This is a genomic window from Actinomadura sp. ATCC 39365 (assembly GCF_054392275.1).
Map to the genome: position 1 here is coordinate 3,108,451 of NZ_CP184335.1, position 26,812 is coordinate 3,135,262.

Here is a 26,812-nt window from a genome sequence, read left to right on the forward strand (position 1 = left end):
CCGATGGTGCTGACCGAGGAACGGGCCGCCGTCAAGGCGGCGGCCCCGCCGGGGCGGCGGTCGCGACGCGACTGGCTGTGGGGTTACGGGCTGATCGCGCCCATGGCCCTCGGGCTGGCCGTGTTCTACCTGTGGCCCATCGTCCAGACGCTCTACCTCAGCTTCACCGAGTCGGGTGTGTTCGGCGGGCAGACGTGGGTGGGCCTGGACAACTTCGCCGCCCTCTTCAGCGACGAGGAGATGGCCGGCGCGCTGCGCAACACGCTGCTCTACTCCGTGCTCGTGCTGATCGGGGTGCCGCTGTCGATCGTGATCGCGGCGCTGCTGAACGTGCCGGGGCTGCGCGGGCTCGGCTTCTACCGCACGCTGTACTTCCTGCCGGTGGTCACCATGCCCGCGGCCGTCGGCCTGACCTGGCGTTACCTGTACAACGGCGACTTCGGGCCGATCAACTACGTGCTCGGCCTGGTCGGGATCGACGGGCCGTACTGGGTGTCCGACCCCGAGTTCGCGATCTACGCGGTCGCGGTGGTCGGGATCTGGACCTCGCTCGGGTACAACGCGGTGTTGTTCCTGGCCGGGTTGCAGGGCATCCCCAAGCACTACTACGAGGCCGCCTCGATCGACGGCGCGGGCCGGCTGCGGCAGTTCTTCCGCATCACCCTGCCGCTGCTCACGCCCACCACGTTCTTCGTCGTGGTGATCACGCTGATCAACGCGCTGCAGGTCTTCGACCTGGTCTACCTCATGATCGACACCAAGAGCCCGGCGCTGGCGGGGAGCCGCACGATCGTCTACCTCTTCTACGAGCAGGGTTTCGTGCAGAACAGCCGCGGCTACGCCGCCGCGATCGCGGTCGTGCTGCTGGCCCTGATCCTCATGCTGACCGCCGTCCAGTTCCGACTGCAGAGGCGGTGGGTCCACTATGAGTAGGCGCTGGATCGTGCACACGGTCCTGCTCACCGGCGGCCTGATCATGGTCATGCCGTTCGTCTGGCAGCTCGTGGTCTCGCTGCAGACCATGACCGAGTCGATGCGGGTGCCGCCCACGGCGGTCCCCTCCTGGCAGTGGCACAACTTCGCCGACGTGTTCCAGACCGTGCCGCTCGGGCGGCAGTTCCTCAACACGGTGGTCGTGACGGTCGCGGTGACGGCCGGGCAGCTGCTGCTGTGCTCGCTGGCGGCCTTCGCCTTCGCGCGGCTGGACTTCCCCGGGCGCGGGCCGGTCTTCATGTTGTTCCTGGCCGTGCTGATGGTGCCGGGAGAGCTGTTCCTGCTGCCGCGGTACGAGATCATGCAGGGGCTCGGGTGGCTCAACAGCCTCCAGGCGCTCATCGCCCCCGGCGTCTTCGGCGCCTTCGGCACGTTCCTGCTGCGGCAGTTCTTCAAGACCCTGCCCAAGGAGCTGGACGAGGCGGCGCGGCTGGACGGCGCCAACCCGCTGCAGATCTACTGGTGGATCATGTTGCCGCTGGTCCGGCCCGGCCTGCTGGCGCTCGGGCTGCTGACCGTCATGTGGTCCTGGAGCAGCCTGCTCTGGCCGCTGGTGGTCAACACCGATCCGGAGATGATGACGCTCTCCGCCGGGCTGGCCTCGCTGCGCGGCCAGTACCTGACCAACTACCCCATCCTCTTCGCCGGGTCCGTCGTGGCCTCGCTGCCGGTGGTCGTTCTCTTCGTGGTCATGCAACGGCAGCTGATCGCCGGGATCGCGTTCACCGGCTCGAAGGGCTGATCCGCAAGTCTTTTCTCCCGCTATATCCCCCTATTTAGGAGTATGCGTGTCTTCGTTCCGTAAGTGGATCATTGTCGCCTTAGGCGTCACTCTGGCCTCGTCCGCCTCACCGGCACTGGCCGCGCCCAAGCCCGTGGACGTGCAGCTGTTGTCGCTCACCGACTTCCACGGCTACATCACCCCGCAGAGCAACGCCACGGATGGCACGATCAAGGATCCGCAGGGGAAGACCCTGGTGGTGGGTGGCGCGCCGTACCTGGCGGCCCATCTTGACCGGCTCCGGCAGGGGCACGAGAACACGGTCACCTTCTCCAGCGGCGACAATTTCAGCGGCTGGCCCACCGAGGTGTCGTACCACGCCGACGAGCCCACGATCGAGTTCCTGAACAAGATCAAGGTGGAGTTCACCACGGTCGGGAACCACGAGCTGGACCGCTCCCTGGAGTTCCTGCGCGACCACATGGGCAAGGGGGAGTGCTTCGGCGAGGTCGGGCTCGACAGCTGCTTCACCGACTCCGACGGGCAGCCCTTCCAGGGCGCCGACTTCGACATCTCCACGGCCAACATCACCATGAAGGGCGACACCCGCCCGGTGCTCCCGCCGTACGTGATCAAGCGGTTCCAGGGCATCCCCGTCGGTTTCATCAACCTGACCACGCCCACCACCGTGGACGGCTCCACCTCCTACCAGCCGTCGCTGGACAACCTGCCGCTGGTTGAGACGGCCAACAAGTACGCCGAGATCCTCAAGCGCCGCGGCGTCAAGGCCATCGTCGCCAACGTGCACGAGGGCGGCAAGGCCGGCGAGGACTACAGCGGCTGCGGGGACCAGAAGGCCGGGCCCATCTGGGACTTCGCCAAGAACGCCTCGCCCGACATCGACGCCATCGTCACGGGCCACTGGCACTGGTACTTCAACTGCTCGATCCCCGACCCCGCGGGCAACCCCCGCCCGGTCGTCGAGGCCGCCAACCACGGCCGCCTCATCAGCGAGGTCAACCTCAAGCTCGACCGCCGTACCCGCGACGTCATCAGGACCGCGACCACCGCGGCCAACCACCCGGTGACCCGCGACATCGCCCCCGACCCCGCCATGGTGAAGCTGGTCGACCACTGGAACGCCATGCAGAAGGAGACCTACGCCAAGCCGTACGGCACCATCACCGGCGACCTCACCAGGACCCGCGACGTGACCGGGCAGAGCACGCTCGGCAACACCGTGGCCGACGTGGAGTACTTCGACTCCCAGCAGACCGAGGGCGGCAAGGCCGACCTGGCCATGGTGGCCGTGGCGCCGACCAAGGGCTCGAACTCGCTGCGCGGCGACCTCAAGTTCGCCAAGGGCACCAACGCCGCCGACGCCGACGGCAAGGTGCTCATGGGCGAGTCGTGGGCCGCGTGGGGTTACGCCAACCCGGTGGTCACGGTGTCGGTCAAGGGCTCGCAGCTTGAGCAGGCCCTGGAGCAGCAGTGGCAGACGCAGGCCGACGGCACCGTGAAGTTCGCGCCGCTGGCCGTGTCGAAGAACGTGCGCTTCTCCTACTCCCCGAACCGGCCCGTGGGCGACCGGATCAACCCCGCCGACGTGGTCATCAACGGGCAGCCGCTCGACACCGGCAGGACCTACCGGCTCGCGGCGCTGGCGTACACGCTGCTCGGCGCCGACGGCTACACCGCCTTCGCCGGGTACACCGACGCGGTGCGCGGCAGCCGCGACTACGAGGCCATGCGGGCCTACCTGCGACAGGGGCCGGTGACCCCGCCCGCCCTGGACCGGGCGGTGGCGCTGCCGTAGGGCTCCGGGCGCGGGGCGCCTCGCGGCCTCCCGCGCCCCGGAGTTGCGGCATGCTCAGATCATCGGTATATATCGTCGGCATGACTTCCAGAGCGATGCAGGAGCCGACGTTCCTCATCCTGACCGCGCTCGCGGCCGGGCCGCAGCACGGCTACGGCATCATCACCGACGTCGTGCGGATCTCCGGCGAGCGGATGCGGCTGCGGGCCGGCACCCTCTACGCCGCCCTCGACCGGCTCCAGGCCGAAGGGCTGGTGGCGGCCGACCGGGAGGAGGTGGTCGACGGGCGGGCGCGGCGCTACTACCGGCTGACGTCCGACGGCGAGCTCCGCCTGGCGGCCGAGGCCGAGCAGTTGCGGCACAACGCCGAAACGGCCACGGCCCGGCTGCGCGGCCGGGCAGCATGGCGGTCCCGCGGGGAGCTGGGATCGGCGTTCGCCGGCCCACCGGGGGCGCTCGGCAAGCTGTCCGCGGCGCTCGGCGGCCTGCCGGTGTCGCTCGGTGGGCCGTCCGCGGCGTTCGGCGGGCCGGGGAGGTCGTTGTGACGTCCCTGGAACGGCGTTGCCGGCGGCTGCTCGCCCGGTGGTACCCGGCCGACCACCGTGCCCTGCACGAGGAGGAGATGGTCGCGGTGCTGCTGGCGGGCGCGCGGCCCGGCCGGCGACGGCCCGGCGTGCGGGACACCTTCGACCTGGTGCGGGGCGGCCTGGCGATCCGGGTGCGGCGCGGGGCGGGCGCCCAGTGGCGGGCCGCGGTCGACGTCGCCGCCCTCCTCGTGCCCGTCGCGCTGCTGCTCAGCGCGCTCGCGCGGGCCGTCATGTTCGCAGCGGCGGCCTGGCAGCCGCCCTTCGTGGACGACGAGCTCCGGCAGTTCCTGCGCATCCTCACCTTCGCCCTGCCGTACGCGGTCGTGGTGCTGCTGGCCTGGCGCGGGAGGGCCGGCGCGGCGGCCGCCTGCGCGTGGGCGTACGCGCTGGTGATCCTCGGGGAGCACGTGTGGGGCAGCGTGTCCGCGTCGGTCACGTACACCGTGGTCGGCGACGGGGTGCTCCTGATCGGGGGCGTGCCGCTCGACGTCGGCGGGATGGCGATGTCGGCGCTGCCGCTGGTCCTGTGCGGGGCGATGCTGCTCCTCGCGCCTTCTCCCGGGCCCGGCCCGCTGGGCGGCCGGCGGCTGCTGTGGTGGATGGCCGTGCTCTTCGGCGGCGCGGTCGCCGGGGCGGCGATCTCGTCCCGGTGGGCCTCTCCGCCCGTGTGGGCGCTGGCCGCGGTGGCCACTGGGCTGGCGCTGCGGTCGCCGGTCGGGCGCCGCGCGCTGGTGGTGCTGCTGCCGATGGTCGGCATCCACGTGGGAGGGCTGCCCGGGGTCGGCCACCTGCTGAACTCGGTGCTGCTGGGAGTGCTGGCGGCCGTGGTGCTGGGCGTGACGGCCTGGATGGCCAGGGTCGCCGGAAAAGCCCCGGCGCCGTCTCGTGTGGGACAAACCGGTCAGTGAATGACTGGTAACGTCTGCGCGATGACGATTTCTTATGACGTGGCAGGCGACGGACCGGCGCTGCTGCTCCTGCACGCGGGGGTCTGCGACCGGCGCATGTGGGACCCCCAGTGGGAGCCGCTGATCGCCGCCGGGTTCCGGGTGGTCCGGTGCGACCTGCGTGGCTTCGGGCAGAGCCCGCTGCCCACCGAGCCGTACAGCAACTCCGGCGACGTGCTGGGCCTGCTCGACAGCCTGGGCATCGACCGGTTCTTCCTGGTCGGCTGCTCCTACGGCGGGAAGGTGGCGCTGGAGGTCGCCGCGAGCAGCCCCGAGCGGGTGGAGGCGCTGATCCTGCTCTCCGCCGCGCTGCCCTGGCGGGAGCCGAGCGCCGAGCTGCGCGCGGTCGGTGAGCGCGAGGACGCGCTGGTCGAGGCGGGCGACCTGGCGGGCGCCGCGCAGCTGATGGTCGACCGCTGGCTGGGCCCCGAGGGCGGCGAGGAGGCCGGGCGGGCCGTGCACGAGATGCAGCTTCGCGCCTACGAGCTCCAGCTCGCCGAGGGGGTCGTCGGCCCGGTCAAGGTCCAGGTGGACCCGGCGGCCGTGACGATGCCGTGCCTGGCCGTGTCGGGCGCGCACGACGTCGCCGACTTCCGGCACACCGAGGCCGACCTGCCCGCCGCCCGTAACGTCGAGCTGCCCTGGGCGGCCCATCTGGCGAGCATGGAACGGCCGGCCGAGGTCACCGAGCTGATCGTCGAGTTCCTGCGCGAGCAGACCCGCGCCTGACGCGCCAAGTCACGAGGAGGGGCAGTGAGCCGGCACGTCGACCGCGAACTCGTCCAGGCCGCCGCGGAGGTCGCCCGCACTCGCTGCAGGGGTGACAACCACACCATGGCGGCCGCCGCGCGCGTCCGCGACGGCCGGATCGTCACGGCGGTGAACGCCTACCACTTCACCGGCGGGCCCTGCGCCGAGCTGGTCCTCATCGGCGCGGCGGCCGCACAGGGCGCGTACGAGCTGGACACGGTCGTCGCCGTGGGGGACCGGGAGCGTGGGGTCGTCCCGCCGTGCGGCCGCTGCCGTCAGGTCCTGCTGGACTACTTCCCGGCCCTCCAGGTCATCGTGGGCGAGGGCGACCGTCTCCGTACGGTCGCCGTCGCCGACCTGCTGCCCGAGACCTACGTCTGGGCCGACCACCAACTGCCTCCCGGCACTCCGGACTGACCCCTCGCCGGCCCTCGCCGGCGAGGGCCGGCGAGGGCGGACGGGGTGCCGGCGCGGTCAGATGAGGCCCAGCGCGAGCATGGCGTCGGCGACCCGGCGGAAGCCGTCGATGTTGGCGCCCGCCACGTAGTTGCCCGGCATGCCGTACTCGTCGGCGGTCTGCAGGCAGCGGCCGTGGATGTCCTGCATGATCTCCTGGAGGCGGCGCTCGGAGAACTCGAACGTCCAGGAGTCGCGGCTGGCGTTCTGCTGCATCTCCAGCGCGCTGGTGGCCACCCCGCCCGCGTTGGCCGCCTTGCCCGGCCCGAACGCGACGCCCGCCTCCAGGAACACCTTGATGCCCTCCGGAGTGGTCGGCATGTTGGCCCCCTCGCCGACTGCGACGCAGCCGTTGTCCACCAGGAACGCGGCGTCCCGGCCGGTGATCTCGTTCTGCGTGGCGGACGGCATCGCCACCTCGCAGGGCACCTCCCACACGCTGCGGTCCGGGACGAAGACGGCCTGCTCGCCCCGGCGCTCCGCGTACGCCTCCAGGCGGCCCCGCTCGACCTGCTTGACCTGCTTGAGCAGGTCCAGGTCGATGCCCTTCTCGTCGAGCACGTAGCCGGAGGAGTCGGAGCAGGCCACCACGACGCCGCCGAGCTGCTCGATCTTCTCGATCGTGTAGACGGCCACGTTGCCAGAGCCCGACACGACGACCCGCTTGCCGTCGAACGACGTGCCGCGGGCCTTGAGCATCTCCTCCACGAAGAACGTGCAGCCGTAGCCGGTGGCCTCGGTGCGTACCTGGGCACCGCCGTACACCAGGCCCTTGCCGGTGATCACGCCGGATTCGTAGCGGTTGGTGATGCGCTTGTACTGGCCGAACAGGTAGCCGATCTCGCGTCCGCCGACGCCGATGTCACCGGCCGGGACGTCGGTGTACTCGCCGATGTGCCGGTAGAGCTCGGTCATGAAGCTCTGGCAGAAGCTCATCACCTCGCGGTCGGAGCGGCCCTTGGGGTCGAAGTCGGAGCCGCCCTTGCCGCCGCCGATGGGCAGGCCGGTCAGGCCGTTCTTGAAGATCTGCTCGAACCCGAGGAACTTGACGATGCCCAGGTAGACCGACGGGTGGAAGCGCAGCCCGCCCTTGTACGGCCCGAGCGCGCTGTTGAACTCCACCCGGAAACCGCGGTTGATCTGCACCTCGCCCCGGTCGTCCAGCCACGGCACGCGGAAGATGATCTGCCGCTCGGGCTCGCAGATCCGCTCGATGATCTTCGATTCTGCGTACTCGGGATGCTTGCCGAGAACCGGGCCGATGCTTTCGAGCACCTCACGCACCGCCTGGTGGAACTCGACCTCGCCGGGGTTCCGGCGCAGGACGTTGTCGTAGGTCGACGACAGTTTCTCGTGCAAGAAGGGCTCCCTACATCACTGGTGCAATCGTGCTCACTTTACGATTCGGCCACGTGTGAGCAGCAGCCGCCCCGCCCCGAGGACACCGGCGGCGGCGCCAGGACGGCGCCGGTAAAGGAAGGTTTGCCCGCCTGACCGAGTGTGGGAGAAGGGCGGGGTAGCGCGGTTCGTATGACCGGCAAGCGCAAGGACGATCCGTCCGTGGGTGACGAGGTCTCCTGGAAGAGCCACGGGTCCACGGCCCGCGGCAAGGTGGAGAAGAAGATCACCAAGAGGACGAAGGAGGCCGGCCGTACCGTGGCGGCCTCGCCCGACGACCCCCAGTACGTCGTGCGCAGCGACAAGAGCGGGCGCGAGGCCGTGCACAAGCCGTCCGCCCTGCGCAAGGGCAAGGACAAGGGCGCGAAGTGAGCGGCGACCGGGACGTGGCGGCCGAGTTCGGCCAGGCCGTCAACATGACCGCGCACGAGCTGGAACGCTGGCTGGAGTCCGCGGAGTCGAAGGAGGTCGGCCAGAAGCAGGACGGTGGCGAGTCGACCGGCCACGCCTCCGGCCGCGAGATCGTCCGGCTGCTCCGCAAGGGCAGATCGTCCTGGACCGGCCACGACTACGAGCACATGACCAAGGTGATCGGCTACATCCGCCGGCACCTGGCGCAGCGCCCGTCCGGTGACGTCCGGGAGACCCGGTGGCGCTACTCACTGATGAACTGGGGGCACGACCCGCTCAAGTGAGGCGGACGAGCGGCGCCCGCTGCTCAGTCGTCGTGGGCGATGAGCATGAGCTGCCGCCACAGCAGCACCACGAACACCGCCGAACCGGCGAAGGCGAACCAGAAGGGCGCCGCGACGCCGAAACGGGTGGCCAGCACGCCGCCGATCAACGAGCCGACCACCAGGCCGGCGTAGACGCAGACGGTGTTGACGCTGCCCACCCGCCCCTGCAGCTCCTGCGGGACCGCGCGCTGGCGGACGGTGCCCGAGGTGGTGCCCCAGATGAAGGCGTGCGCGCCGAAGACCAGGAAGATGGCTCCGGCGACCCACGGCGAACGGGTCAGGGCCAGGCCCAGGTGGGTGAACGTCTCGATGATGAGCCCGATCCGCATCAAGGCGCCGAGGCTGACCCTGCGGGTGATGGTCCCGTACAGGCCGGTGCCGATCAGGCCGCCGATGCCGCCGATGGTGGTCATCAGCCCGAACCCCATCGCGCCGAGGCCGAGCTGCTCCTGGGTGTAGAGGACGAGGACCGACCAGGCCGCGCCGAAGGTGAAGTTGAAGATCAGGATGGTGAGCGCCAGCGTGCGCACCGCCGGGTGCCGCACGGTCCAGCTGAACCCGGCGACGAGTTCGCGCACGGTGTTCGGGCGCCGGGCGTCGTCCGGCCGGGCCCGCGGCGGCAGCGCGATCCGGGAGACCAGGACCATCCCCGCCAGCACCAGGAGCAGCTGGCTCGCGAACGGCCAGGTCAGGCCCAGCCCGAACAGCGCCGCGCCGATCGGCGGCCCGGCGAGCTGGTTGAGCGTGATGAACCCGGTGCCGAGGCGGGCGTTGGCGACGATCAGGTCGTCCCTGGCGACCATCATGGGCGTCAGGGTGGAGGTCGCGTTGTCGGCGAACACCTCGGCGATGGACCGGAGCGTGAGCGCCGCCAGCGCCGTCGCCACGGTCACGGTGCCGGTCGCCATGAGCACGACGAGCGCCGCCAGCACCACGGCGCGGACGGCGTTCGCGGCCAGCACGATCCTGCGGCGGTCGTACCGGTCGGACAGGACGCCGGCGTACAGGCTGAACATCAGCGGCGGCGCCCAGCTCACCAGGGCGGACAGCGAGATCATCAGGGGGTCGCGGGTCAGCGTCGCGATCAGCAGCGGGCCGGCGGCGGCCGCGATCCCGTCACCGAGATTCGTCAGCCAGCTCGACGCCAGCAACCATCGGAACCCTGTCCCCAGCCGGGCCGGCAGGACCCGCTCCACCACTGTGACCACGAGCGCAAAACCATACGTTTCACCGAGCGTCCGCGGCAACGCGTTTTTCCGCCAGTGCCGGAGCGCCCGCCCCCGCGGCCGTCCCGGGACGCCCCGGGGCCGTCACGGGGTTCGTCACGGGGTGCGGAAACCCCGGAAGGTCACGGTCCTGCGGGTGCGGAAGCCGAGCCGCTCGTAGAGGGCGATCGCGCCGGTGTTCGCCTCGGCCACGTGCAGGAACGGACGCTCGCCGCGGGCCACGATCCGCGCGACGAGCGCGCCGACCAGGCGGGCCGCGTGGCCCCGGCCGCGTGCCTCGGGCGCGGTGCACACGGCGCTGATCTCGGTCCAGCCCGGTGGCCGCAGCCGCTCGCCCGCCATCGCGACCAGCTTCCCGCCGTCGAAGACGCCGAGGTAGGCGCCCATCTCGCGGGTACGCGCCCAGAACGGCCCAGGTCGCGTCCTGGCGACGAGGTCGAGCATGTCCGGGACGTCGTCCGTGCCCAGTTCGGTGACGTCGCCGGGGGCGGCGGGGATGCGGTCGTCGCCCCAGATCAGCTGGCGGCCGTCGAGGGCGAACACCGGCTCCCAGCCGGACGGCGGGGTCGCCGGGGAGCTGAACAGGTCGGCCAGCTCGCCCGGCCCGAGCAGCCGGGCCAGGTCGGCCCACGCCCGCTCGTCCGGCTCGGCCGGGACCGAGGAGAAGGTCGCCACCTCCGCCCGGTACGTGGCCGCCGCGCCGAGCCGCCGGGCGAGGTGCGCGTGCCGGCCGCGCAGTGACGCGGCGACCGGGTCGTCGAGCGGGGTGGCGTCGCGGTCCGCCATCGTGGTGTGCGCCTCTCGGGTGGTGCGGGGGAGCCGGCTGGAGGGACGGGGGGTCGTCCGGCGCCGGTCATCCTAGTGACCTCGCACCGGTGCTCCTGTGCCGGGCCCAGTGCCGGGCCCTGTGCCGGGGCAGCGGTAGGGCGGCGGTGGGTCAGTGGTGGGACGTGGCCTCGATCGCCTGCCTCATCTCCGCCGCGCCGTACCGCATCCGCAGGCCGACCTCGGCGGCGCGCGCGTCGGGCAGCACGTCGGTGATCCAGATCAGCCGGCCGGCCCCCTCGCCCTCCGGGCGGACCTCGAAGGAGGCGTGATGGTGGGCCAGCGGCGGCCTCGCGCCCTCCACGACCGCGTAGGCCAGGCGGCGGGCGTCGTCGTCGATCGCCACGATCAGCTCGCGGATCACGTGCCCGTCGGGGAACGTCAGGAACCGCTGGTCGCCGTCCAGCCGGGTGTCCGCGACGCGGCCCGGGAGCAGCCTTTCGTGCACGGCTCCGACGTCACGCAGGACGTCCCAGATGTGGTCGGGGGAGGCGTCGATGACGACTTCGTGCCGGATGGAGGCCATGGGGGATCCTTTTCCTTACGTACTTCATAAAGAAGCACTTCGCTATGTTAGCGAACGTCCCAGTCCTCCCTTCGCGGCGGGTAGGCGAAGGTCTGGTGGTGGGCCCAGTCGCCGCGCACGACGCGGTAGTCGTGCGCGGCCTCGCTCGCGGGATGGTCGGGGCCCACGTCGACCCGGTCGGCGACCGACCAGACGCCGTTGATCCGGTGCTCCACGGTGTAGAGGAACTCGTTGAACCCCGAGTCGGACACACACGTGTTGACGATGGTGAGCGCGCGCCGTCCCGCCGTCAGCCCCGGCGGAAGATCGACGATCTGGTTCCGCCACTTGTGGACGGCGTCCTCCAGCAGCGGCCGCCACCGTGCCGCCGGCGCGCCGTCGACGGTGACGGTCGCGTCCTGCAGGCCGACGCCGGCGTCGAGCCGGCGAGTCAGCCGTACGCCGGTGTTGGCCGGGCTGACGCTCACGGTGAACCGGCTCGACCCGCCTCGGGGGAACGCGCGGCCGTCGTCGGTGACGATGTGGCCGGGGTCCACGGCCTGGCCGGACGCGCCTTCGGGGCGCGGCTCGGGCCGTCCCGTCAGCCGCAGGGCGACGACGACGGCCAGGGCCAGCGCGGCGGCCACCGGCACGGCGATCCCGGCGAACAGCACGGCCCGCCGCGGCCCGCCGCCGCCCAGGACCGACGCTGCCCGGCCCGGCAGGACCGGTCCCGCCGGGCCGGGCGCGGCGGGCGCCGGGCCGCCGGACGCCTGCGGGCCGCGATCGTCCCAGGCTCCGGCGGGCAGCCGGCTGATCCGCACCCGGTCCCAGGCCCGCTCCCACGCGGGGAGCTGGTGGTCGGGCACGCGGCACCCCCGCAGGAACGCCACCATGACCGCCTTCTTGGGAAAGCGCCGACCGGCCAGCATGTCGGCGCACGTGCTGCGCGGCAACCGGGCGCCGCCCGACCTGTCGGCCCGCGCCTGCAACTCCCGCAGCGACACGTCGGCCCGGGCGAACTGCTCGGCCAGCAGCCGCACCAGGTCCTCGTGACAGGTCACCGACTCCGGGCCGGTGGCCTCCGCGGCGCCCGGCGGCGGTCCGCCGTCGTGGACCTCGCTCATCGCTCCCCACCCCGCCCTCTCTTGACCGGACCGTAAGGCCACGCAGACCAGCGACAGAAAGTGTACGGACGGTCGCGCCGCGTGTCCGGGTTCTCGTGGCCCGGCCGTTGCTACGCTCCTGTGCCGTGCGGGAGACGCGGCTCGACACTGCTCGGATCCGGGCGGCACGCCCGATGATCGACCCCATGTTCCTCGACACCCCGCTGTTCCCCTGCCCGGCGCTGGAGCCCCACCTCGGGTGCGCGGTGAGCGTCAAGCTGGAGACGGCGAACCCGGTGCGCAGCTTCAAGGCCCGCGGCACGGAGCTGGTCGCCGGCCTGCTCGCCGACGGCGGCGCGCGGGCCGTGGTGTGCGCCAGCGCGGGCAACCTCGGCCAGGCCCTCGCCTGGTCCGGCCGCCGGCGGGGGCTCGACGTCACCGTCGTGGCCCCCGTTCCGCGCCCGCCGCCAAGCTCGACCGCATCCGCGCCCTCGACGCCGGGCTGGAGCTCGTGGACGGCGACTTCGACCTGGCCCGCGCGCGGGCGGCGGCCATGGCCGGGCACGACGGCATCCGGCTGGTCGAGGACAGCCTCGACGTCGAGACCTGCGAGGGCGCGGCGACCATCGGCCTGGAACTGGCCGGGGCCGTGCCGTCGTTCGACGCCGTGCTGATCGCCCTGGGCGGCGGGGCGCTGGCCACCGGCGTGGGGCACGTGCTGAAGGAGCTCGCGCCCGGCGTCGACGCCTACCGCCGCTGGATCGGCGCGCCCATTCCGCCCCTGCCGTAGCCCACGACCGCTCAGCGTTTCTCCTGGGGTTCGCCGGCCAGCCAGTCCCAGCTGGTGATCGTGGTGCGCATCAGGCGGGCGGCGGTGGACAGGTGGCTGTCGGCGCCCCAGAACAGGGTGAGCGTACGGCGGCAGTCGGGGTCGTCGACGTCCACCCAGGTGAGCGGGGCGCGGGTGGTGGAGCGGCGGGCGAGCGACGGGACGAGCCCGATGCCCAGCCCCGTGCTGATCAGGTCGGCGATGGCGCTGGGCTCGTCGCCCTCGCAGACGATCCGCGGCGTGCGGCCCCTGGCGGCGAAGAGCCGGTCGAGCAGCCGGCGTTGCCAGTGTCCCTTGCGGGCGGTGACGAAGGGCTGGTCGGCCAGCTCGTCGATGGTCACCGACGTACGGCCGGCCAGCGGGTGGTCGAGCGAGGTGACCAGCCCGACCGGCTCGTCCAGCAGCTCGGCCGCCTCCAGCCCGTCGGTGTGGATCGGCTGGGAGGCGACGCACAGGTCGAACTCCTGGGCGCGCAGGCGGCGGGTCATGTCGTCGGCGGGGGCCCAGTGGAGCTCGATCTCGACGGAGGGATGGGCGCGCTTGTAGGCCGCGAGCGGCCCGGTGAGGGTCAGGAAGGTCTCCGAGGCCAGGCGTACGGTGCCGAAACCCTCGCCGGCGGCCTCGGCGACGGCTCGCCGTCCGGCGTCGAGCTCGCCGAGCGCCCGTTCGACGAAACCGCGGAACAGCATGCCCGCGCCGTTGAGCCGGAGCCGGCCGCCGCGGTCGAACAGCGGCGTGCCCAGCTCGCTCTCCAGCCGTGCGATCGTCCGGCTCAGGGACGGCTGCGCGACGCGCAGCTCCTCGGCGGCGGCGCTGAGGTGTTCGAGCCGGGCCACCACCAGGAACTGGCGGAGCGCGTTCAGATCCATCATGCCTCCCAACGCATAACACCATAGCAATATAGATCTTGGACAAGATAACCAGGGAGCCATAGCGTCGGAGGCGTTTCACCAGGACGGACATGAGGAGGACCCCCGATGCTCAGCGTGCTCGACGGGCCGCGAGCCGATGCGGCGCGCCGCACGGCACCCGTGGGCTGGACGTTGCGGGCGACGGTCAGCGCCCACATGGTGGCGATCGCCGGGCAGCCGGTGTTCGCCGGCGTGTACCTGACCGGCGACTACGACAGCCTGCGCTGGCACTCCATCGGCGCCGACGTGGTCACCTCCGTCGGTTACCTGCAGCTGATCGTGGCGATCGTGGTGTGGGCGCGCCTGCGCCGCAGCGGGCCGTTCCTGGCCACGGCGGCGGTGGTCGCGGCCGAGACGGCGCAGTACTTCGCCGGGCTCGACGGCGCGTTGTGGCTGCACATCCCGCTGGGGGTGGCGACCGTCGCCGCGCTCACGGTGCAGTTCATCGACGTGTGGCGCCGGCCCTTCCCGCGCCGGGCGGCCCGCGATGCCTGAGCTCGACCGGCCGGCCCGCGGCGTGACCAGGCGGCAGGCGCTCGGCATCGGCGGCGCGCTCGGGCTGATGGCGGCCACCGGGCTCGGCGCCTCGGCCGCGATGGCCCGGCGGCCCTCGATCACCGGCGCCGAGCTGCGCAGCGACCTGCCGCTGCCGCCGCCGTTCCAGGTGCCGCTGCCGATCCCCGCCGTGCTGGCGCCGTCCGGCACCTCGGGCGGCGCCGACCGTTACGAGATCGTCCAGCGCGAGACGACCCTGGAGATCCTGCCCGGCGTGCGGACCCGGGCCTGGACGTACGGAGGCATCTTCCCCGGGCCGACGATCGAGGCGCGCCGGGGCCGGCCGATCACCGTGACCCACCGCAACGACCTGCCCGTGCCGACCGTCGTCCACCTGCACGGCGGGCGCACCCCGGCCGCCTCCGACGGCTACCCGACCGACCTCGTGCTGCCCGAGGGCTGGACGGAGCCCACCATGCACATGGCACACGGCTCCGGGATGGGGAACATGCGCGACCCGCGGGCAGTGCTGAGCAGGCGCACCAGGGACTACACCTTCCCGCTGGACCAGCGGCCGACGTTGCTGTGGTACCACGACCACCGGATGGACTTCACCGCCCCGGCGATCTGGCGCGGCCTGGCCGGGCTGCAGATCGTCCGCGACGACGCCGAGCAGGCACTCGGCCTGCCCGCGGGGCCGCGCGAGCTGCCGCTCATGATCGCGGACCGGGCGTTCACCGCCGAGGGCGAGCTCGCCTACCCCGCCCTCGACCCCACCCTGCGGGAGCGGCCGGGCGTGCTCGAACCGTACATAGCCGGGGTGCTCGGCGACGTGATCCTGGTCAACGGCGCCCCCTGGCCCGTGCACGAGGTGGACGCGGCCCGCTACCGGCTGCGCCTGCTGAACGCCTCCAACGCCCGCCACTACGAGCTCGAAGCCGTGCTCGACGACGGGCGGCGGCTCGACCTCGTGCAGATCGGCGCCGACCAGGGGCTGCTCGCGGCCCCCGTCACCCACCAGGTCCTGCCGATCGCGCCGGCCGAGCGCTACGACGTGGTCGTGGACTTCGCCCGCGTCCCGGTCGGCGGGCGCGTCCGGATCGTCAACCGGCTCGGCTCGGGCCGTACCAGGGACGTGATGGCCTTCCGGGTCGCGCGCGCCGCGGCCGACGACAGCCGGGTCCCGCGCGTGTTGTCCACCGACCTGCCGGAGTGGCGGCGGGCGGACGCCGTACGGGTGCGCGAGCTCTCCTTCCGCGCCGGCCGGATGCACGACGGCCGCGGCTGGCTGATCGGCGGGCTGCCGTTCGACCCCGCCCGGTCCGACGTCACCGTGGGCCTCGGGGACGTCGAGGTGTGGCGGATGGTCGCCGACGTCCACCACCCCGTCCACCTGCACCTGGTCGGCTTCCGGGTGCTCTCGCGCAGCGGCCGTCCGCCGTTGCCCCATGACGCGGGGCTGAAGGACACCGTCTCCCTGCGTCCGGGCGAGTCGGTGGAGATCATCACCCGGTTCGACGGCTACCGCGGCCGTTACCTCTTCCACTGCCACAACGCCGAGCACGAGGACATGGCCATGATGGCCAACCTCCAGGTCGTCTGACCCCCTCGCGCCACCCCGTCCGTTCACAAGGAGCGTCCCCATGCCCGCCGATCCCGGCATCGTCATCATCGGCGCCAGCCTCGCCGGCGCGCAGGCCGCGCGGGCCCTGCGGCTCGACCACGGCTACGACGGGCCGGTCACGCTCGTCGGCGACGAGCACCCCCTGCCCTACCAGCGTCCCGCGCTGTCGAAGGGCTACCTGCTGGGCACCACCGAGGCCGCCGAGCTCGACGTCCTGGACCCGCGGTTCTACGCCGCCCAGGACGTCGCCCGGCCCTCGGCGCCCCCGCCACCCTGCTCGACCTCGACGGCCGGCGGGTGAAGCTGGGGCGCAACGTGGAGCTGCCGTTCGGCCAGGTGCTGATCGCCACCGGCGCCCGCCCGCGCCGCCTCCGGGTGCCGGGCGCCGACCTCGACGGCGTCCACTACCTGCGCGACCGCGAGGACAGCGAACGCCTCGGCGCGGCCCTGCGCGCGGCCTCCGCCGTCGTCGTGGTCGGCGCCGGCTGGCTCGGCTGCGAGGTCGCCGCCGCCGCCCGCGCGCTCGGCGTGCGCACGACCGTCGTCGACCCGCTGCCCACGCCGCTCTACCACGTGCTGGGCGACCGGATCGGCGGCGCCGTCGCCCGCCGGCACCTCGACCACGGCGTCGAGCTGCTCACCGGCGACGGCGTCGAGGCGGTGCTCGGGACGGGCTCGGTCGAGGCGGTGCGCACCGTCGCCGGGCGGCGCGTCCCGGCCGATCTCGTCGTGGTCGCCGTGGGCGTCGTCCCCAACACCGAGCTGGCCGAGGCGGCGGGGCTGCGCGTCGACGGCGGCATCGTCACCGACGGCCACCTGCGCACCTCGCACCCGGCCGCGCTGGCCGTCGGCGACGTCGCCCGCCACCGGCACCCGCGCTACCTCAAACCGGTCCGGATCGAGCATTGGGACAACGCCGTCGTCCACGGGACCGCCGCCGCGGCCACGCTGGTGGGCGAGCCGGTCACCATCGACCACGTCCCGTACTTCTTCTCCACGCAGTACGGCTCCACCCTCGAATACGTCGGCCTCCCCGCCACCTCCGACCGCGTCGTCACCAGGGGCGAGCCGGGCGAGCCCGGGTTCACCGCCTTCTGGCTCGACCGCGGCGTCCCGGTGGCCGCCCTGACCATGGACGGCCAGGGCGCCGCCGCCCACCTCCGGGCCCTGGTGGCCGCCGGGCACACCGCCGATCCGCGCCGGCTGGCCGACCCCGGCCTCCCCGTGGCGGAGCTGCTGCCGCACGCGCCCACCGGCGCCTCCTGAACGGCGACGGCCCGGCTCAGACGCGGACGACCGCCGTACGGGTGTGCCCGCGGCTGCCGCCGACCTCGACCTTGACCGCCCGCTTGGACCGGCGCACCCCCCGGTCGCCCTCCTTGACCGACCTGACCGGCCACGGCAGCTTGATCCGCACCTCGTCGGCGGTCCTGGACGGGTCGGAGACGGCCAGCCGGACCCGGTGGCGGTCGTGGCGGAGCAGCACGGCGCACGGGCCGTCGGCGGCGAGCGGCCCGTGCGGGGTCTCGACGGCCCCCGCCCGCCAGAACACGGCGGCGATCAGGTCGTCCCGGCTGACGGCCTGCACCGTGCGGGAGTTGGCCAGGATCTCGACCCGCCCGCGGTAGGCCGCGGTCTGCTCGGCGGTGGCGTCGGGCAGCACGGCGTAGGCGTAGCGGGCCCGGCGCGGATCGACGCCGTGGTCGACCAGGATCGTCGTGTAGTGCCGCGTGACGGGGGTTCGGTCGCCGCCGGTGGTGGCGCCGGTGTCGATGTCGCGCCAGCGGCCGGTGCGCCGCTCGCGGATCACCTTCGCCTCGGCGCCGTCGAGCAGCGCGTATCCGGCCACGCCGGACAGGTGGACCCAGCCGTCGCCGCGGGTCAGCGGGGGATGGGCGCCATGGGTGTTGCGGTTCTCCACGACGGTCTCGACGCGGCGGCCGTCGGAGGCGGTGATGCCGGCCCCGAGGGCGATCACCCCGTCGTCGAGCAGGAACCACGCCTTCCTGGCCCGCAGCGAGGAGCCGTCGGCGATCAGCCTCATCGCCGCCACGCCGTACTCGCCGTCGAGCGCCGCGCCGCCCGCCCACGGGGTGGGCGGCCGGCGGCGCGCGCCGTGCGGGAGGTCGGCGCGCCCGCGGGTGTCGACCGTGGTGCCCGGCAGCCGGTACGGGTCGATCGTCGGCCACAGGTCGTCGTTCCAGTGGGTCAGGTCGTCGGTGTAGAGGTACGTCATGCCGTCACCGGTGTACCAGCCGTGCAGGTTCTCCTGGTTCATGCCCTCGGCCGCGCCGATGCGCTCCGAGCTCATCGCGATCGCGTACGCCCAGGTCGGACGCCGGTGCACGACCCGGTCCATGTCGGCGAAGACGTACGTGCCGGTCGTGCGGGGGCCGACCGGCACCGACGCGTCCGCCAGCAGGGCCTGCGCCCGCGCGACGCCGGCCAGCGGGGCGACCGCCGCGTACGGGACGGCCTGGTTGCGGGTGAGCCAGCCCTTCACCATCGGCCGCCAGCGCCGGGCGTGGCGCTCGGGCGCCGTCTCCAGCAGCGTCAGGATGGCCTCGACCGCCTTCTGCCCGGAGTGGTGGTCGCGGTGGCCCTGCACCGAGATCTGCCGGCCGCGCACGCAGTCCATCATCAGCCCGTCGAAGATGAACGGCGTGAACGAACGGTCGACGATGTCGTAGACGTTCCCGATGTCGCGGATCTCCCACGGTGATCTGGCGAGCATGGCGATCAGCTTGGCCACGCTCTCCAGATAGTCCACGCCGTAGCTGCCGTTGTAGGGGAACACGCCGTGCTGGATGAAGGACCCGTCGCGGTAGAAGCCGTCGCCCGGCCCGCCGGTGCGGCGCAGCAGGTCGGAGACGGCCTTCCTGGCCCGTTTGAGCAGGCGGGCGTCGTGGGTGAGCAGCCCGCGCATCGCCACCGCCATGGCCTTGCTCGCCCGGTTGGCGCCGGTCTCGACGACGCCGGGGTGGCTGACGCGGCGCTCGGGGTCGGGGCACCAGTGGCGCAGCGGACGCAGCCAGCGGCGCAGGTCGTCCTTGGGCAGCCCGTCGTAGAGCAGGGCGCAGGTGTCGGTCAGCGCGCGCGGGACGCCGATCTCCCACCAGTACCAGTTGCTGCCGCGGCGGTCGAGGCCCTCGCGGTAGGCGTGCTCGTACAGGAAGTCCAGGGCCCTGGCCGCGGTCTCGGCGACCCGCTGGTCCCGGTGCATGTCGGTGCCCGGCGTGGCCCAGCCGAGCGCCAGCGTGCGCATGCGGTTGTAGGCGCGGTTGAAGTTGCCCGTACGGGGGTCGTCGAGCGGCAGGTCGGGCCAGAGGCTGGGCCGGCCGGGAGCGGGGTTCATCTTGCGCAGCACCGCGTTGGCCGAACCCTCGACGGCCTGCGTCTTGTCCAGGTAGGCCGGGTCGTACGTGGCGCCGGCCAGCAGGCTCACCCATCGCTCCCGGGCCGCGTCGAACGCGGCGGCGCCGGCCGCCTCGGCCGGCTTCTCCCACAGAGCGATTCCGGCCACGGCCGCGGCCCCCAGCAGGGCGGACCGGCGGCTGAGGGGGTGGGTCATGGAAGCCTTTCGACAATCAGCCATCTACCAGATGAAAAGATCCTATGTCGGTGACAGGGGCGATCATTTCGCCTTCGCGACGGGGTACCCGGCATCAACCACATTGAACTGCCATGAACCGTATTGAACTGTTCGCTCCGGCGATCGATCATCGAGGGCAGTAGCGCTTCCTCGCGTCAGAGAGGATCTCCATGATTCGCCGCGCATCGCTCGCCGTCCTGCTCGCCCTCGGCGCCCTCACCGTCGTCGGCTCGCCCGCCCAGGCCCGCGCCTGCCAGATCGACTTCCACTGCGAGACGTACTACTACAGCGACTCCACCCGCACCACGGTGGTCGGCGTCAAGTACGAGAACTGCGTGGGCGACGTGACGTGGGTGGGCACCCGCGGCTCGTACCCGCAGTTCTACGAGACCCCCTGCTAGGCGCCGCCCGCGAACCCCTGACGCCGTAGCGGGCTAGTAACGGGTGTAAGCCCGCTACGGCGATAGGACATCGATGGGCCCACCTGACCTGCTCGGCGACGAGAGAGACGACGCGCTGCTGGTCGCGCGTTCCCTGGAGGATCCCGGCTGCTTCGGCGAGGTGTTCCGCAGGCACGCCCCGCCGTTGCACCGCTACGCCGCCCGGCGCCTCGGCGGCGACCTCGCCGACGACATCGTGGCGGAGACGTTCCACACGGCCTTCAGGATCCGCGCCCGTTACGACCCCGCCCGGGGCGAGGTGCGGCCGTGGCTGTGGCGGATCGCCACCAACCTGATCAGCCGGCACCACCGGTCCGAGCTGCGCATGTTGCGCGCGCTGACGCGCACCGGCGTGGACCCGGTGCTGGACGGTCACGCCGATCGCGTCGCCGAGCAGGTCAGCGCGCAGGCGGAGAGCCCTCGGCTGGCCGCCGCGCTGGCCGCCTTACGCAAGGGCGACCGCGACGTGCTGCTGCTCACCGCCTGGGGCGAGCTGAGCTACCAGCAGGTCGCCGACGTGCTGGACATCCCCGTGGGCACCGTGCGCTCGCGCCTGAACAGAGCCCGGACGAAGGTGCGCGAAGCGCTTGGAGGAACCGCCGATGCGTGAGATCGAGCAGATCGAGCGGATGAGGTCGCAGATCCCGCTGCCCGACCCCGGCGAGCTGGCCGCCCGGATCGGCTGGCGGCCCGGAGAAGCCGCGCGGTCACGGCGCGGGCGCGGGCGGCTGCTGGTGCTCGCGCCGGTGACGGCGATCCTCGCGGCCGTCCTGCTGGCGGTCCTGTCGGCGCTGCCGCCCGGAGTGGTGACGTCGTACGCCAACGCGGCCATCGCGGTCACCCGGGAGGGCGACGCATGGGTGGCCAGAATCAAGGACCCGCTCGCCGAGTCCGCCATGTACGCCGAGGCGTTCACCGCCGTGGGCCTGGACGTCGAGCTTCAGCTCGTACCGGCCTCGCCCGCGCGGGTGGGGGACCTCATCCTGGTCAGGGGCGTCCGGCCGGCCGGCGAGTTCCAGGGCGGCCTGGAACCCGAAGGCTGCCGGATCGGCCAGGCGGGGTGCCGGCTCACCTTCCGCGTCCCCGCCGGCTTCGAGGGGCCGGTGCGTGCCCAGCTCGGCAGGCCCGCCGTCCGCGACGAGCTCTACCGGGCGGCCGCCGGGGCGACGGAGCCGGGCGAGAGGCTCGAAGGCGTCACGGTGAAGGACCGCCGGGTGGGCGACGTGCGCGCCGAGCTCCGCGGACGCGGCCTGGAAGCCGTCTACGAGCGGGTGCGCGACGATCCCGGCAACACGGAGATCAACTTCATCGACGGCATGAAAGGGAAGTTCCAACTCACCTATGAGCCCGTCGGCGCCGCCGACGTCGGCGACGACTGGCTCGTCTGGGAGGCGCTGGCGTACCGCGAGGGCGTGGTGAAGCTCCAGGTCACGCCCCGCCCGCTGCGCCCGGTCGGTGCTCGGGGCTGACCGGCTCACACGGTGATCACGACCTTGCCGAACGGCCCGCCCGACAGGTAGTGGCGGTAGGCGTCGGGCGCCCGGTCGAAAGGGAAGACACGGTCGATGACCGGGCGCAGGCGGTTGGCCTCGATGAGCCGGTTCATGGCCAGGAACTGCGCGCGGCTGCCGACGGCGATGCCCCGGAGCGTGGCTCCCGACCGGAAGACCGCCCGCGCATCGAGGGGCGGCGGGTCGCCGAGGACGAACCCGACGCTGGCGACCTGGCCGCCGATCGCGGTGGCCGCCAGCGACAGCCCGAGATCGCCGACGACGTCGATGACGTGTTCCGCGCCCTCGCCCGCGGTCAGCTCGCGCACCCTGGCCGCCCAGTCGGGGGTGGCCAGGTAGTCGACGACCTCGTCGGCGCCCAGCGCGTACAGGCGTTCGGCCTTGGCCGGGCTGCTGGTCGTGGCGATCACCCGGGCGCCCAGCGCCTTGGCGAACTGCAGCGCGAACAGCGACACCCCGCCGGTGCCCTGGGTGACGACGGTCCGGCCGGGCAGCGGGCCGGAGCCGTCGCCGGTCAGGGCGTTCCAGGCGGTGACCGCGGCGCAGGGGAGCGTCGCGGCCTCCTCGTAGGACAGGTGGGCCGGGATCGGCACGAGCGCGTGCTCGTCGAGCAGCGCGTACTCGGTGAGCATGCCGTCCAGCGAGCCGCCGAGCTGCGGCAGGTGCCGCAGGGCGAACGGGCCGTCCTGCCAGCTCGGGAAGAGGGTGGCGGTGACCCGGTCGCCGACGCCGACCGACTCGACGCCGGGGCCGGTCGCGACGACCTCGCCGGCGCCGTCGGAGACCGGCACCACGTCCGGTTTCACCGGGAGCACGTAGTCGCCGCGCAGGATCATCAGCTCGCGGTAGCTGAGGGAGGTGGCGCGTACCGCGACCACCACCTGCCCGGGGCCGGGAGTCGGGACGGGGTGTTCCTTGATCGACAGGCCGTCGACGCCGGCTCCGCTGTCGACGTGGTAGCTGCGCATGACGTCCATCAGGCGGTGGCCAGGGGAACTTCGCCGGCGGTCTTGCTGAAGCCGAGTGCCTCGACGATCCGCCCGTCGCGGACGCGCATGAGGTTCACGCCGCTGACCCAGTCGGAGGGGCCGGGGCCGTAGCGGTAGTGCCAGTGGATGGTGGCGCGGTCACCGGCGACGATGACCTCCTGCGGCTCGAACGCGCTGGTCAGGTCGTCCACGAGCGCGCCCCACCAGTCCAGGCACGCCTGGCGGCCGGTGACGCGTTCGCCGGTGGGGGCCGGCTGGACGGACTCCATCACGCAGTCCTCGGCGACCAGGTCGTCGAGCAGGCCGCGGTCACGCTCGACGAAGGCCCGGTTGAAGCGCTCCATGACGTCGGCGGTGGATGGGAAGGACACGGTTCCTCCAGAAGGAAGCGGGTAGATCGATCAGTCTATCTATGTATATCGACCGGTTGATCTACTCGTCAACCCGTGGCAACCTGAAGGCATGACAGTTCGTACGGGACCGGGCCCCCGGGAGCGCCTGCTGACGGCCGCCGACCAGCTGATCTACAGCCAGGGCGTCAACGTCGGCGTCGACGCCCTGCTCAAGGCGGCCAACGTGGCCCGGCGCTCGCTGTACGAGCACTTCGGCGGCAAGGACGGCCTGATCGTCGAGGTGCTCAGGTCGGCCGCCGACGCCGACGCCGCCGACTACCGCCGCACCATGGACGCCGCCGGCCACGACCCGCGCGAGCGCCTGCTGGCCGTCTTCGACCGGATCGGCGAGATCGTCGCCATGCCCGGCTTCCACGGCTGCCGTTACCTGGCCGCCGACCTCGGCCTGACCGACCCCGGTCACCCCGCGCACGAGATCACCCGCGACTACCGCCGGCACGTGCACGAGCTGCTGGCGCGCGAGCTGACCGCGCTCGGCCACCCGCGTCCCGACCACGCCGCCGACCAGCTCCTCATCCTCATCGACGGCACCCTCGCCGTCGGCGCGACCCGCCCCGGCACCGCTCCGGCCGCCGCCGCCCGCGAGCTCGCCGAACACGTCATCGCCCCCTGACGGGCGGCGCGCGGTCTTCGGAGGTCGTGGGCGGTGCCTACCCGGCCGTCACGGTCAGGGTGGTGTGCGGGCCGGTCGTCGCGCCCTCAGGGCCGACCAGGTCGAGCGCGAAGCCGTCCGACGTGCTGCGGCCCAGCAGGCGTGCCGGCTGCCCGCAGAACAGCGGCCGGTTGTTGCGGTGCGCGACCCGCCTCACCCGCTCGGGACGCCTCTCCAGCCGCAGCGTCTCGGCCAGGGCGAGGGTCATCAGCGGCCCGTGCACCAGCAGGCCGGGATATCCCTCCACGCGGGTGGCGTACGGCCAGTCGTAGTGGATGCGGTGGGCGTTGGCGGTGGCGGCGGAGAACCGCATGAGCAGGGTCGGATCGGTGTCGAAGTGCCACTCCCAGGTGCCCGCCCTGCGGAACGGGGAACCGGCGGCACGCGCCGCCACGGCCTCCTCGGCCGTCGCCGCCGGGCCGGTGGGCGCCACGGCCTCGCGGTAGATCAGGTCCTGCCGCTCCTCCAGCCCGGGACTGCCGTCCTGGTCGGTCAGCCGGGTGCGCACGACCACCACGACCAGCCGTCCCGACCGCCCGGACTTCTCGGTGACCGACTCCACCGTGCTCTGCCTGCGTACGGTCTCGCCGACCCGCAGCGGCCCGTGGAACACGACCTCGCCCCCGGCGAACATCCGCCGCGGCAGGCCGACGGGCGGCAGGAACGAGCCGCGTACGGGATGCCCGTCGCCCCCCAGCACGGACGAGACGGGCCAGCGCGCCAGCGCCGCCCAATGCCAGAGCGGCGGCAGCTCCGCGCCCGGTCCCGGGACCGGCACGCCGTCGTCGAACAGGGCCGCGAGCGCGGCGACCGGCGACGGGTCGACCAGCTCGTCACTGACGACAGTCGACGGCTCCCACCCCTGCACGCTGCTACCGCCCTCCGCCGTGACCGCCGCGAACCACGGTACGCCCCGGCCGGGCCCGCAGGGCAGAGCGCGGTCGCCCCGGGGGGAGGGCGAACGTCAGCGGGCGGTGATGATGCCGCCGGGCAGCAGGGCGCCGAGGGTGGACGTGTCGTTGACCATGTTGAACACGTCCAGCACCGGCTGGAGCAGCGCGCCGACGGGCCCGCCGGCGGCCAGCGAGTCGGCGGCGGCCGGGGTGGTGAGCGCGACGGTCAGCAGCGCGCCACCGGCCATGGCGCAGGCGATACGGCCCTTGAGTTTCATGGACACCTCCATGGGAGTTACCGAGAGTAATCGTCCAGCACTCTATGTGACAAGCGGGCGTCCGGCCGGTAAGGCGCACGGTCAGGGCTGGACGGGCAGCATGACCTCCACCGTGGTGCCCGCGCCCGGGGCGCCGCTGACCAGGCAGATCCCGCCCAGTTCGGCCGTGCGCTCGCGCATCGAGGTCAGGCCGACGCCGGACCGGTGCTCCGGCGGCAGGCCCCTGCCGTCGTCGGCGACCAGCAGCCGCAGCGCGCCGGGCTCGCGGCGCAGCTCGACCCGGACGCGGGTGGCCCGCGCGTGCCGCCGCACGTTCGTCAGCGCCTCCTGCGCGATCCGGTAGACGGCCACCTCGACGGCGGCGGGCAGGCCGGTCAGGTCGCCCTCGGCGATCACCTCCGCGGCTGGGCCGTCCGGCGCGGCCAGCGCCCGTACGGCGGCGGCCAGGCCCAGGTCGTCCAGGGCGGGCGGGCGCAGGCCGTAGACCAGCTGCCGCAGGTCGCCCGTGACGGCGTCCATACCGGTACGCAGCTCGCGCAGCAGCCCGTCGGCCGCCTCCGGCGAGCTCTTCAGGCTGAGACGGGCCATGTTGACGGTCATGGCCAGCCCGCTGAGCGTCTGGCCGAGGCCGTCGTGCAGGTCCCGGCGCAGCCGGCGGCGCTCCTCCTCGCGGGCGGCCAGCATACGTTCGCGAGAACGTTGCAGGTCGGCGGCCAAGCGGACCGCGTGGGCCACGTCGGCCGCGTACGGGACCAGCGTGTCCAGCACCCGCTCGTCGTGCGCGGCGGGGAAGCGGCGCGCGGCGGGCGGGCCGACCAGGAGCCGCCCCACCCATTCGCCGTGCCAGATCAGGGGCACCTCGCGCGGGGAGTCGCCGACCTGCCCGCGGTCCGTGCTCGCCACGCTGACCGGGTGGCCGGGCTCGCCGCTGGTCACCTCGATGGCGACGCCGCGTACCGCCAGGCCCTCGCGCAGCACGCCGATCACCGCCGCCAGCGCCTGCGCCGGATCGCCCCGGCGCACCTCCTGCGCCAGCCGCTCGGCCAGCACGCGCGGATCGCCCACCGGCCCGTAGAGCAGGCGGTCGACCGCGCGCTGCAGCGCCCGCCGCAACGGCTGGAAGAACGCGCCCGTGAGCAGCGCGGAGGCGAGCCCGGCGACCTGGTGGTACCCCGACACCAGCAGGCTCGACAGCGTGGCCACCCCGAAGTAGACCCCGCCGACCACGGCCAGCAGCCCGGCGGCGACGAACGTCCGGCTGACGACGGTGTCTATGCCGTAGAGCCGGTAGCGGGTCACCGAGATCACCATCGACACGGGGATGATCGCCGCCCACCCGATCGACAACCAGTACAGCTCCGGCACGACGACGCCGGCGAGCATGAAGACGATGTACCCGCCGAAGGAGAACAGCGGCCAGCCGATCTGCCGCCGCACGACCGGGTCGGCCCGGCGGAAGCGCAGCAACATCGACCACGCCGCCAGCGGCAGCGTCGAGAGGATCCCGGTCCAGGCCACCACCGTCACCACCGGCCAGATCGGCGCCAGCTCCGGGACCTGTAACGGGTTGGGGATGACCGCGGGCAGCGGATAGCCCTCGGCCGGCGGGTCGGGACGCAGGAACATGTGGGCCAGCTCCACCGCGGTCGACACCGCGCCGAGCAGCACCACCAGACGCCAGCGCCGCGACGGCAGCCTGCCGTCGGGGGAGTACAGCGGCAGCAACATCTCCAGCAGCAGCCCGGACACCGCCCAGCCGACCTGCGCGGGGAACCTCAGCAGCCCCGCCAGCGCGAGATCCCTGCCCGCCGCGGCGGCCAGCATCGCCGACTGGCAGAACGTGTTGACCGCGCCGCCGAGACCGCCCGCGCACATCAGCCACGCCAGCCTGAGCCGCGGCCGGTGCACGATGAGGAACGCGCTGAAGGCCGGGAAGGTGACCCCCGCCGCGGCCAGCGGGCTGAAGATCTCCGGCAGCCGCCACTCCGGCGGCAGCGCCGCGTACATCAGGACCGCCGCGAGCACCAGCACCGGCGAGACCACGGCCATGACGACGGCGACCACCCGGGCTGCCCACGCCATCCGTCCCCGCCTTCCGGCTGCCGTTCCCGCCCGACC

The 26,812-nt window shown here is 72.9% G+C and carries 29 protein-coding genes and 1 pseudogene; 18 read left to right on the forward strand and 12 right to left on the reverse strand.

Annotated features, from left to right (window positions below; genetic code table 11):
• The first annotated feature begins 3 nt into the window (after window positions 1–3).
• The 7 genes from ACNF49_RS15500 to ACNF49_RS15530 all read left to right on the forward strand — a co-directional run bounded on the left by ACNF49_RS15500 (window position 4) and on the right by ACNF49_RS15530 (window position 6,231).
• Window positions 4–933: a carbohydrate ABC transporter permease gene (locus ACNF49_RS15500; protein ID WP_357972311.1), complete on the forward strand. Its 930-nt coding sequence runs from the start codon at window positions 4–6 to the stop codon at window positions 931–933.
• Window positions 926–1,735, forward strand: a complete 810-nt coding sequence (locus ACNF49_RS15505; RefSeq protein ID WP_482944139.1) for a carbohydrate ABC transporter permease — start codon at window positions 926–928, stop codon at window positions 1,733–1,735. The genes ACNF49_RS15500 and ACNF49_RS15505 overlap by 8 nt, the downstream gene beginning before the upstream one ends.
• Window positions 1,736–1,781: 46 nt before the next feature.
• Entirely contained in the window at window positions 1,782–3,530 is a 1,749-nt protein-coding gene (locus ACNF49_RS15510; RefSeq protein ID WP_482944140.1) for a bifunctional metallophosphatase/5'-nucleotidase, read from the forward strand.
• 80 nt (window positions 3,531–3,610) lie between these two features.
• Complete coding sequence (locus tag ACNF49_RS15515) at window positions 3,611–4,075, forward strand: PadR family transcriptional regulator (protein ID WP_482944141.1); 465 nt, start codon at window positions 3,611–3,613, stop codon at window positions 4,073–4,075.
• Window positions 4,072–5,025: a hypothetical protein gene (locus ACNF49_RS15520; RefSeq protein ID WP_482944142.1), complete on the forward strand. Its 954-nt coding sequence runs from the start codon at window positions 4,072–4,074 to the stop codon at window positions 5,023–5,025. Before ACNF49_RS15515 ends, ACNF49_RS15520 begins: the two co-directional genes overlap by 4 nt.
• Window positions 5,026–5,046: 21 nt before the next feature.
• A complete protein-coding gene (locus ACNF49_RS15525; protein WP_357972296.1) occupies window positions 5,047–5,793 on the forward strand; it encodes an alpha/beta fold hydrolase in 747 nt (248 codons plus the stop codon).
• A 24-nt stretch (window positions 5,794–5,817) separates the two neighbouring features.
• Window positions 5,818–6,231, forward strand: a complete 414-nt coding sequence (locus tag ACNF49_RS15530) for a cytidine deaminase family protein (protein WP_357972293.1) — start codon at window positions 5,818–5,820, stop codon at window positions 6,229–6,231.
• Window positions 6,232–6,288: 57 nt separating this feature from the next.
• Here the strand turns inward: ACNF49_RS15530 and gdhA are convergent, their stop codons facing one another.
• On the reverse strand, window positions 6,289–7,629 hold the full coding sequence (gene gdhA, locus ACNF49_RS15535; protein ID WP_482944143.1) for an NADP-specific glutamate dehydrogenase: 1,341 nt from the start codon (window positions 7,627–7,629) through the stop codon (window positions 6,289–6,291).
• 171 nt (window positions 7,630–7,800) lie between these two features.
• On the opposite strand from gdhA, the gene ACNF49_RS15540 reads away from it, so the two are divergent.
• Window positions 7,801–8,040, forward strand: coding sequence for a hypervirulence associated TUDOR domain-containing protein (locus ACNF49_RS15540; RefSeq protein ID WP_357972288.1), 240 nt, complete (start codon window positions 7,801–7,803; stop codon window positions 8,038–8,040).
• Window positions 8,037–8,363, forward strand: coding sequence for a DUF3140 domain-containing protein (locus ACNF49_RS15545; protein WP_357972285.1), 327 nt, complete (start codon window positions 8,037–8,039; stop codon window positions 8,361–8,363). Before ACNF49_RS15540 ends, ACNF49_RS15545 begins: the two co-directional genes overlap by 4 nt.
• Before the next feature lie 23 nt (window positions 8,364–8,386).
• Here ACNF49_RS15545 and ACNF49_RS15550 read toward each other — a convergent pair whose 3' ends face one another.
• The 4 genes from ACNF49_RS15550 to ACNF49_RS15565 all read right to left on the reverse strand — a co-directional run bounded on the left by ACNF49_RS15550 (window position 8,387) and on the right by ACNF49_RS15565 (window position 12,088).
• Window positions 8,387–9,613 (reverse strand): MFS transporter, encoded by a 1,227-nt coding sequence (locus tag ACNF49_RS15550; protein ID WP_357972282.1) that lies wholly within the window; start codon window positions 9,611–9,613, stop codon window positions 8,387–8,389.
• A 114-nt stretch (window positions 9,614–9,727) separates the two neighbouring features.
• A complete protein-coding gene (locus ACNF49_RS15555) occupies window positions 9,728–10,417 on the reverse strand; it encodes a GNAT family N-acetyltransferase (protein ID WP_482944144.1) in 690 nt (229 codons plus the stop codon).
• A 151-nt stretch (window positions 10,418–10,568) separates the two neighbouring features.
• Window positions 10,569–10,982: an SRPBCC family protein gene (locus tag ACNF49_RS15560; RefSeq protein WP_357972276.1), complete on the reverse strand. Its 414-nt coding sequence runs from the start codon at window positions 10,980–10,982 to the stop codon at window positions 10,569–10,571.
• 47 nt (window positions 10,983–11,029) lie between these two features.
• On the reverse strand, window positions 11,030–12,088 hold the full coding sequence (locus ACNF49_RS15565) for a hypothetical protein (RefSeq protein WP_482944145.1): 1,059 nt from the start codon (window positions 12,086–12,088) through the stop codon (window positions 11,030–11,032).
• A 185-nt stretch (window positions 12,089–12,273) separates the two neighbouring features.
• On the opposite strand from ACNF49_RS15565, the pseudogene ACNF49_RS15570 reads away from it, so the two are divergent.
• Window positions 12,274–12,857, forward strand: a pseudogene (locus tag ACNF49_RS15570) (pyridoxal-phosphate dependent enzyme).
• A gap of 11 nt (window positions 12,858–12,868) precedes the next feature.
• Here the strand turns inward: ACNF49_RS15570 and ACNF49_RS15575 are convergent.
• Window positions 12,869–13,768, reverse strand: coding sequence for a LysR family transcriptional regulator (locus ACNF49_RS15575; protein ID WP_482944146.1), 900 nt, complete (start codon window positions 13,766–13,768; stop codon window positions 12,869–12,871).
• Window positions 13,769–13,873: 105 nt separating this feature from the next.
• On the opposite strand from ACNF49_RS15575, the gene ACNF49_RS15580 reads away from it, so the two are divergent.
• From ACNF49_RS15580 to ACNF49_RS15595, 4 genes are read left to right on the forward strand one after another with little or no spacing between them, the layout of a single operon-like run.
• Window positions 13,874–14,302, forward strand: coding sequence for a hypothetical protein (locus ACNF49_RS15580; RefSeq protein WP_482944147.1), 429 nt, complete (start codon window positions 13,874–13,876; stop codon window positions 14,300–14,302).
• On the forward strand, window positions 14,295–15,905 hold the full coding sequence (locus ACNF49_RS15585; RefSeq protein ID WP_482944148.1) for a multicopper oxidase family protein: 1,611 nt from the start codon (window positions 14,295–14,297) through the stop codon (window positions 15,903–15,905). The genes ACNF49_RS15580 and ACNF49_RS15585 overlap by 8 nt, the downstream gene beginning before the upstream one ends.
• A 40-nt stretch (window positions 15,906–15,945) precedes the next feature.
• Window positions 15,946–16,227 carry an FAD-dependent oxidoreductase gene (locus ACNF49_RS15590; RefSeq protein ID WP_482944149.1) on the forward strand — a complete coding sequence of 94 codons (282 nt, stop codon included), beginning with the start codon at window positions 15,946–15,948 and terminating at the stop codon, window positions 16,225–16,227.
• Window positions 16,224–17,192, forward strand: a complete 969-nt coding sequence (locus ACNF49_RS15595; RefSeq protein ID WP_482944150.1) for an NAD(P)/FAD-dependent oxidoreductase — start codon at window positions 16,224–16,226, stop codon at window positions 17,190–17,192. Before ACNF49_RS15590 ends, ACNF49_RS15595 begins: the two co-directional genes overlap by 4 nt.
• A gap of 16 nt (window positions 17,193–17,208) precedes the next feature.
• Here ACNF49_RS15595 and ACNF49_RS15600 read toward each other — a convergent pair whose 3' ends face one another.
• The gene (locus ACNF49_RS15600) at window positions 17,209–19,497 is read right to left on the reverse strand and encodes a polysaccharide lyase 8 family protein (protein ID WP_482944151.1); all 2,289 of its coding nucleotides are present in this window, start codon (window positions 19,495–19,497) and stop codon (window positions 17,209–17,211) included.
• Window positions 19,498–19,688: 191 nt separating this feature from the next.
• Between ACNF49_RS15600 and ACNF49_RS15605 the strand changes: the two genes are divergently transcribed.
• The 3 genes from ACNF49_RS15605 to ACNF49_RS15615 all read left to right on the forward strand — a co-directional run bounded on the left by ACNF49_RS15605 (window position 19,689) and on the right by ACNF49_RS15615 (window position 21,427).
• Window positions 19,689–19,919, forward strand: a complete 231-nt coding sequence (locus ACNF49_RS15605; protein ID WP_357972252.1) for a DUF6289 family protein — start codon at window positions 19,689–19,691, stop codon at window positions 19,917–19,919.
• Between the two features lie 73 nt (window positions 19,920–19,992).
• A complete protein-coding gene (locus ACNF49_RS15610) occupies window positions 19,993–20,568 on the forward strand; it encodes an RNA polymerase sigma factor (protein ID WP_357972249.1) in 576 nt (191 codons plus the stop codon).
• Window positions 20,561–21,427 (forward strand): hypothetical protein, encoded by an 867-nt coding sequence (locus tag ACNF49_RS15615; protein WP_357972246.1) that lies wholly within the window; start codon window positions 20,561–20,563, stop codon window positions 21,425–21,427. Before ACNF49_RS15610 ends, ACNF49_RS15615 begins: the two co-directional genes overlap by 8 nt.
• 5 nt (window positions 21,428–21,432) lie before the next feature.
• Here the strand turns inward: ACNF49_RS15615 and ACNF49_RS15620 are convergent, their stop codons facing one another.
• The gene (locus tag ACNF49_RS15620) at window positions 21,433–22,437 is read right to left on the reverse strand and encodes a zinc-dependent alcohol dehydrogenase family protein (RefSeq protein WP_482944152.1); all 1,005 of its coding nucleotides are present in this window, start codon (window positions 22,435–22,437) and stop codon (window positions 21,433–21,435) included.
• An 8-nt stretch (window positions 22,438–22,445) separates the two neighbouring features.
• The gene (locus ACNF49_RS15625) at window positions 22,446–22,829 is read right to left on the reverse strand and encodes a nuclear transport factor 2 family protein (protein ID WP_357972241.1); all 384 of its coding nucleotides are present in this window, start codon (window positions 22,827–22,829) and stop codon (window positions 22,446–22,448) included.
• Between the two features lie 91 nt (window positions 22,830–22,920).
• On the opposite strand from ACNF49_RS15625, the gene ACNF49_RS15630 reads away from it, so the two are divergent.
• Window positions 22,921–23,484 (forward strand): TetR/AcrR family transcriptional regulator, encoded by a 564-nt coding sequence (locus tag ACNF49_RS15630; RefSeq protein ID WP_357972238.1) that lies wholly within the window; start codon window positions 22,921–22,923, stop codon window positions 23,482–23,484.
• A 37-nt stretch (window positions 23,485–23,521) separates the two neighbouring features.
• Here the strand turns inward: ACNF49_RS15630 and ACNF49_RS15635 are convergent, their stop codons facing one another.
• The 3 genes from ACNF49_RS15635 to ACNF49_RS15645 form a co-directional block, all read right to left on the reverse strand.
• Window positions 23,522–24,391 (reverse strand): HTD2 family dehydratase, encoded by an 870-nt coding sequence (locus ACNF49_RS15635; RefSeq protein ID WP_482944153.1) that lies wholly within the window; start codon window positions 24,389–24,391, stop codon window positions 23,522–23,524.
• Window positions 24,392–24,487: 96 nt separating this feature from the next.
• On the reverse strand, window positions 24,488–24,694 hold the full coding sequence (locus ACNF49_RS15640) for a hypothetical protein (RefSeq protein WP_357972232.1): 207 nt from the start codon (window positions 24,692–24,694) through the stop codon (window positions 24,488–24,490).
• 81 nt (window positions 24,695–24,775) lie between these two features.
• Window positions 24,776–26,776, reverse strand: a complete 2,001-nt coding sequence (locus ACNF49_RS15645) for a sensor histidine kinase (RefSeq protein WP_482944154.1) — start codon at window positions 26,774–26,776, stop codon at window positions 24,776–24,778.
• Window positions 26,777–26,812: the final 36 nt, after the last annotated feature.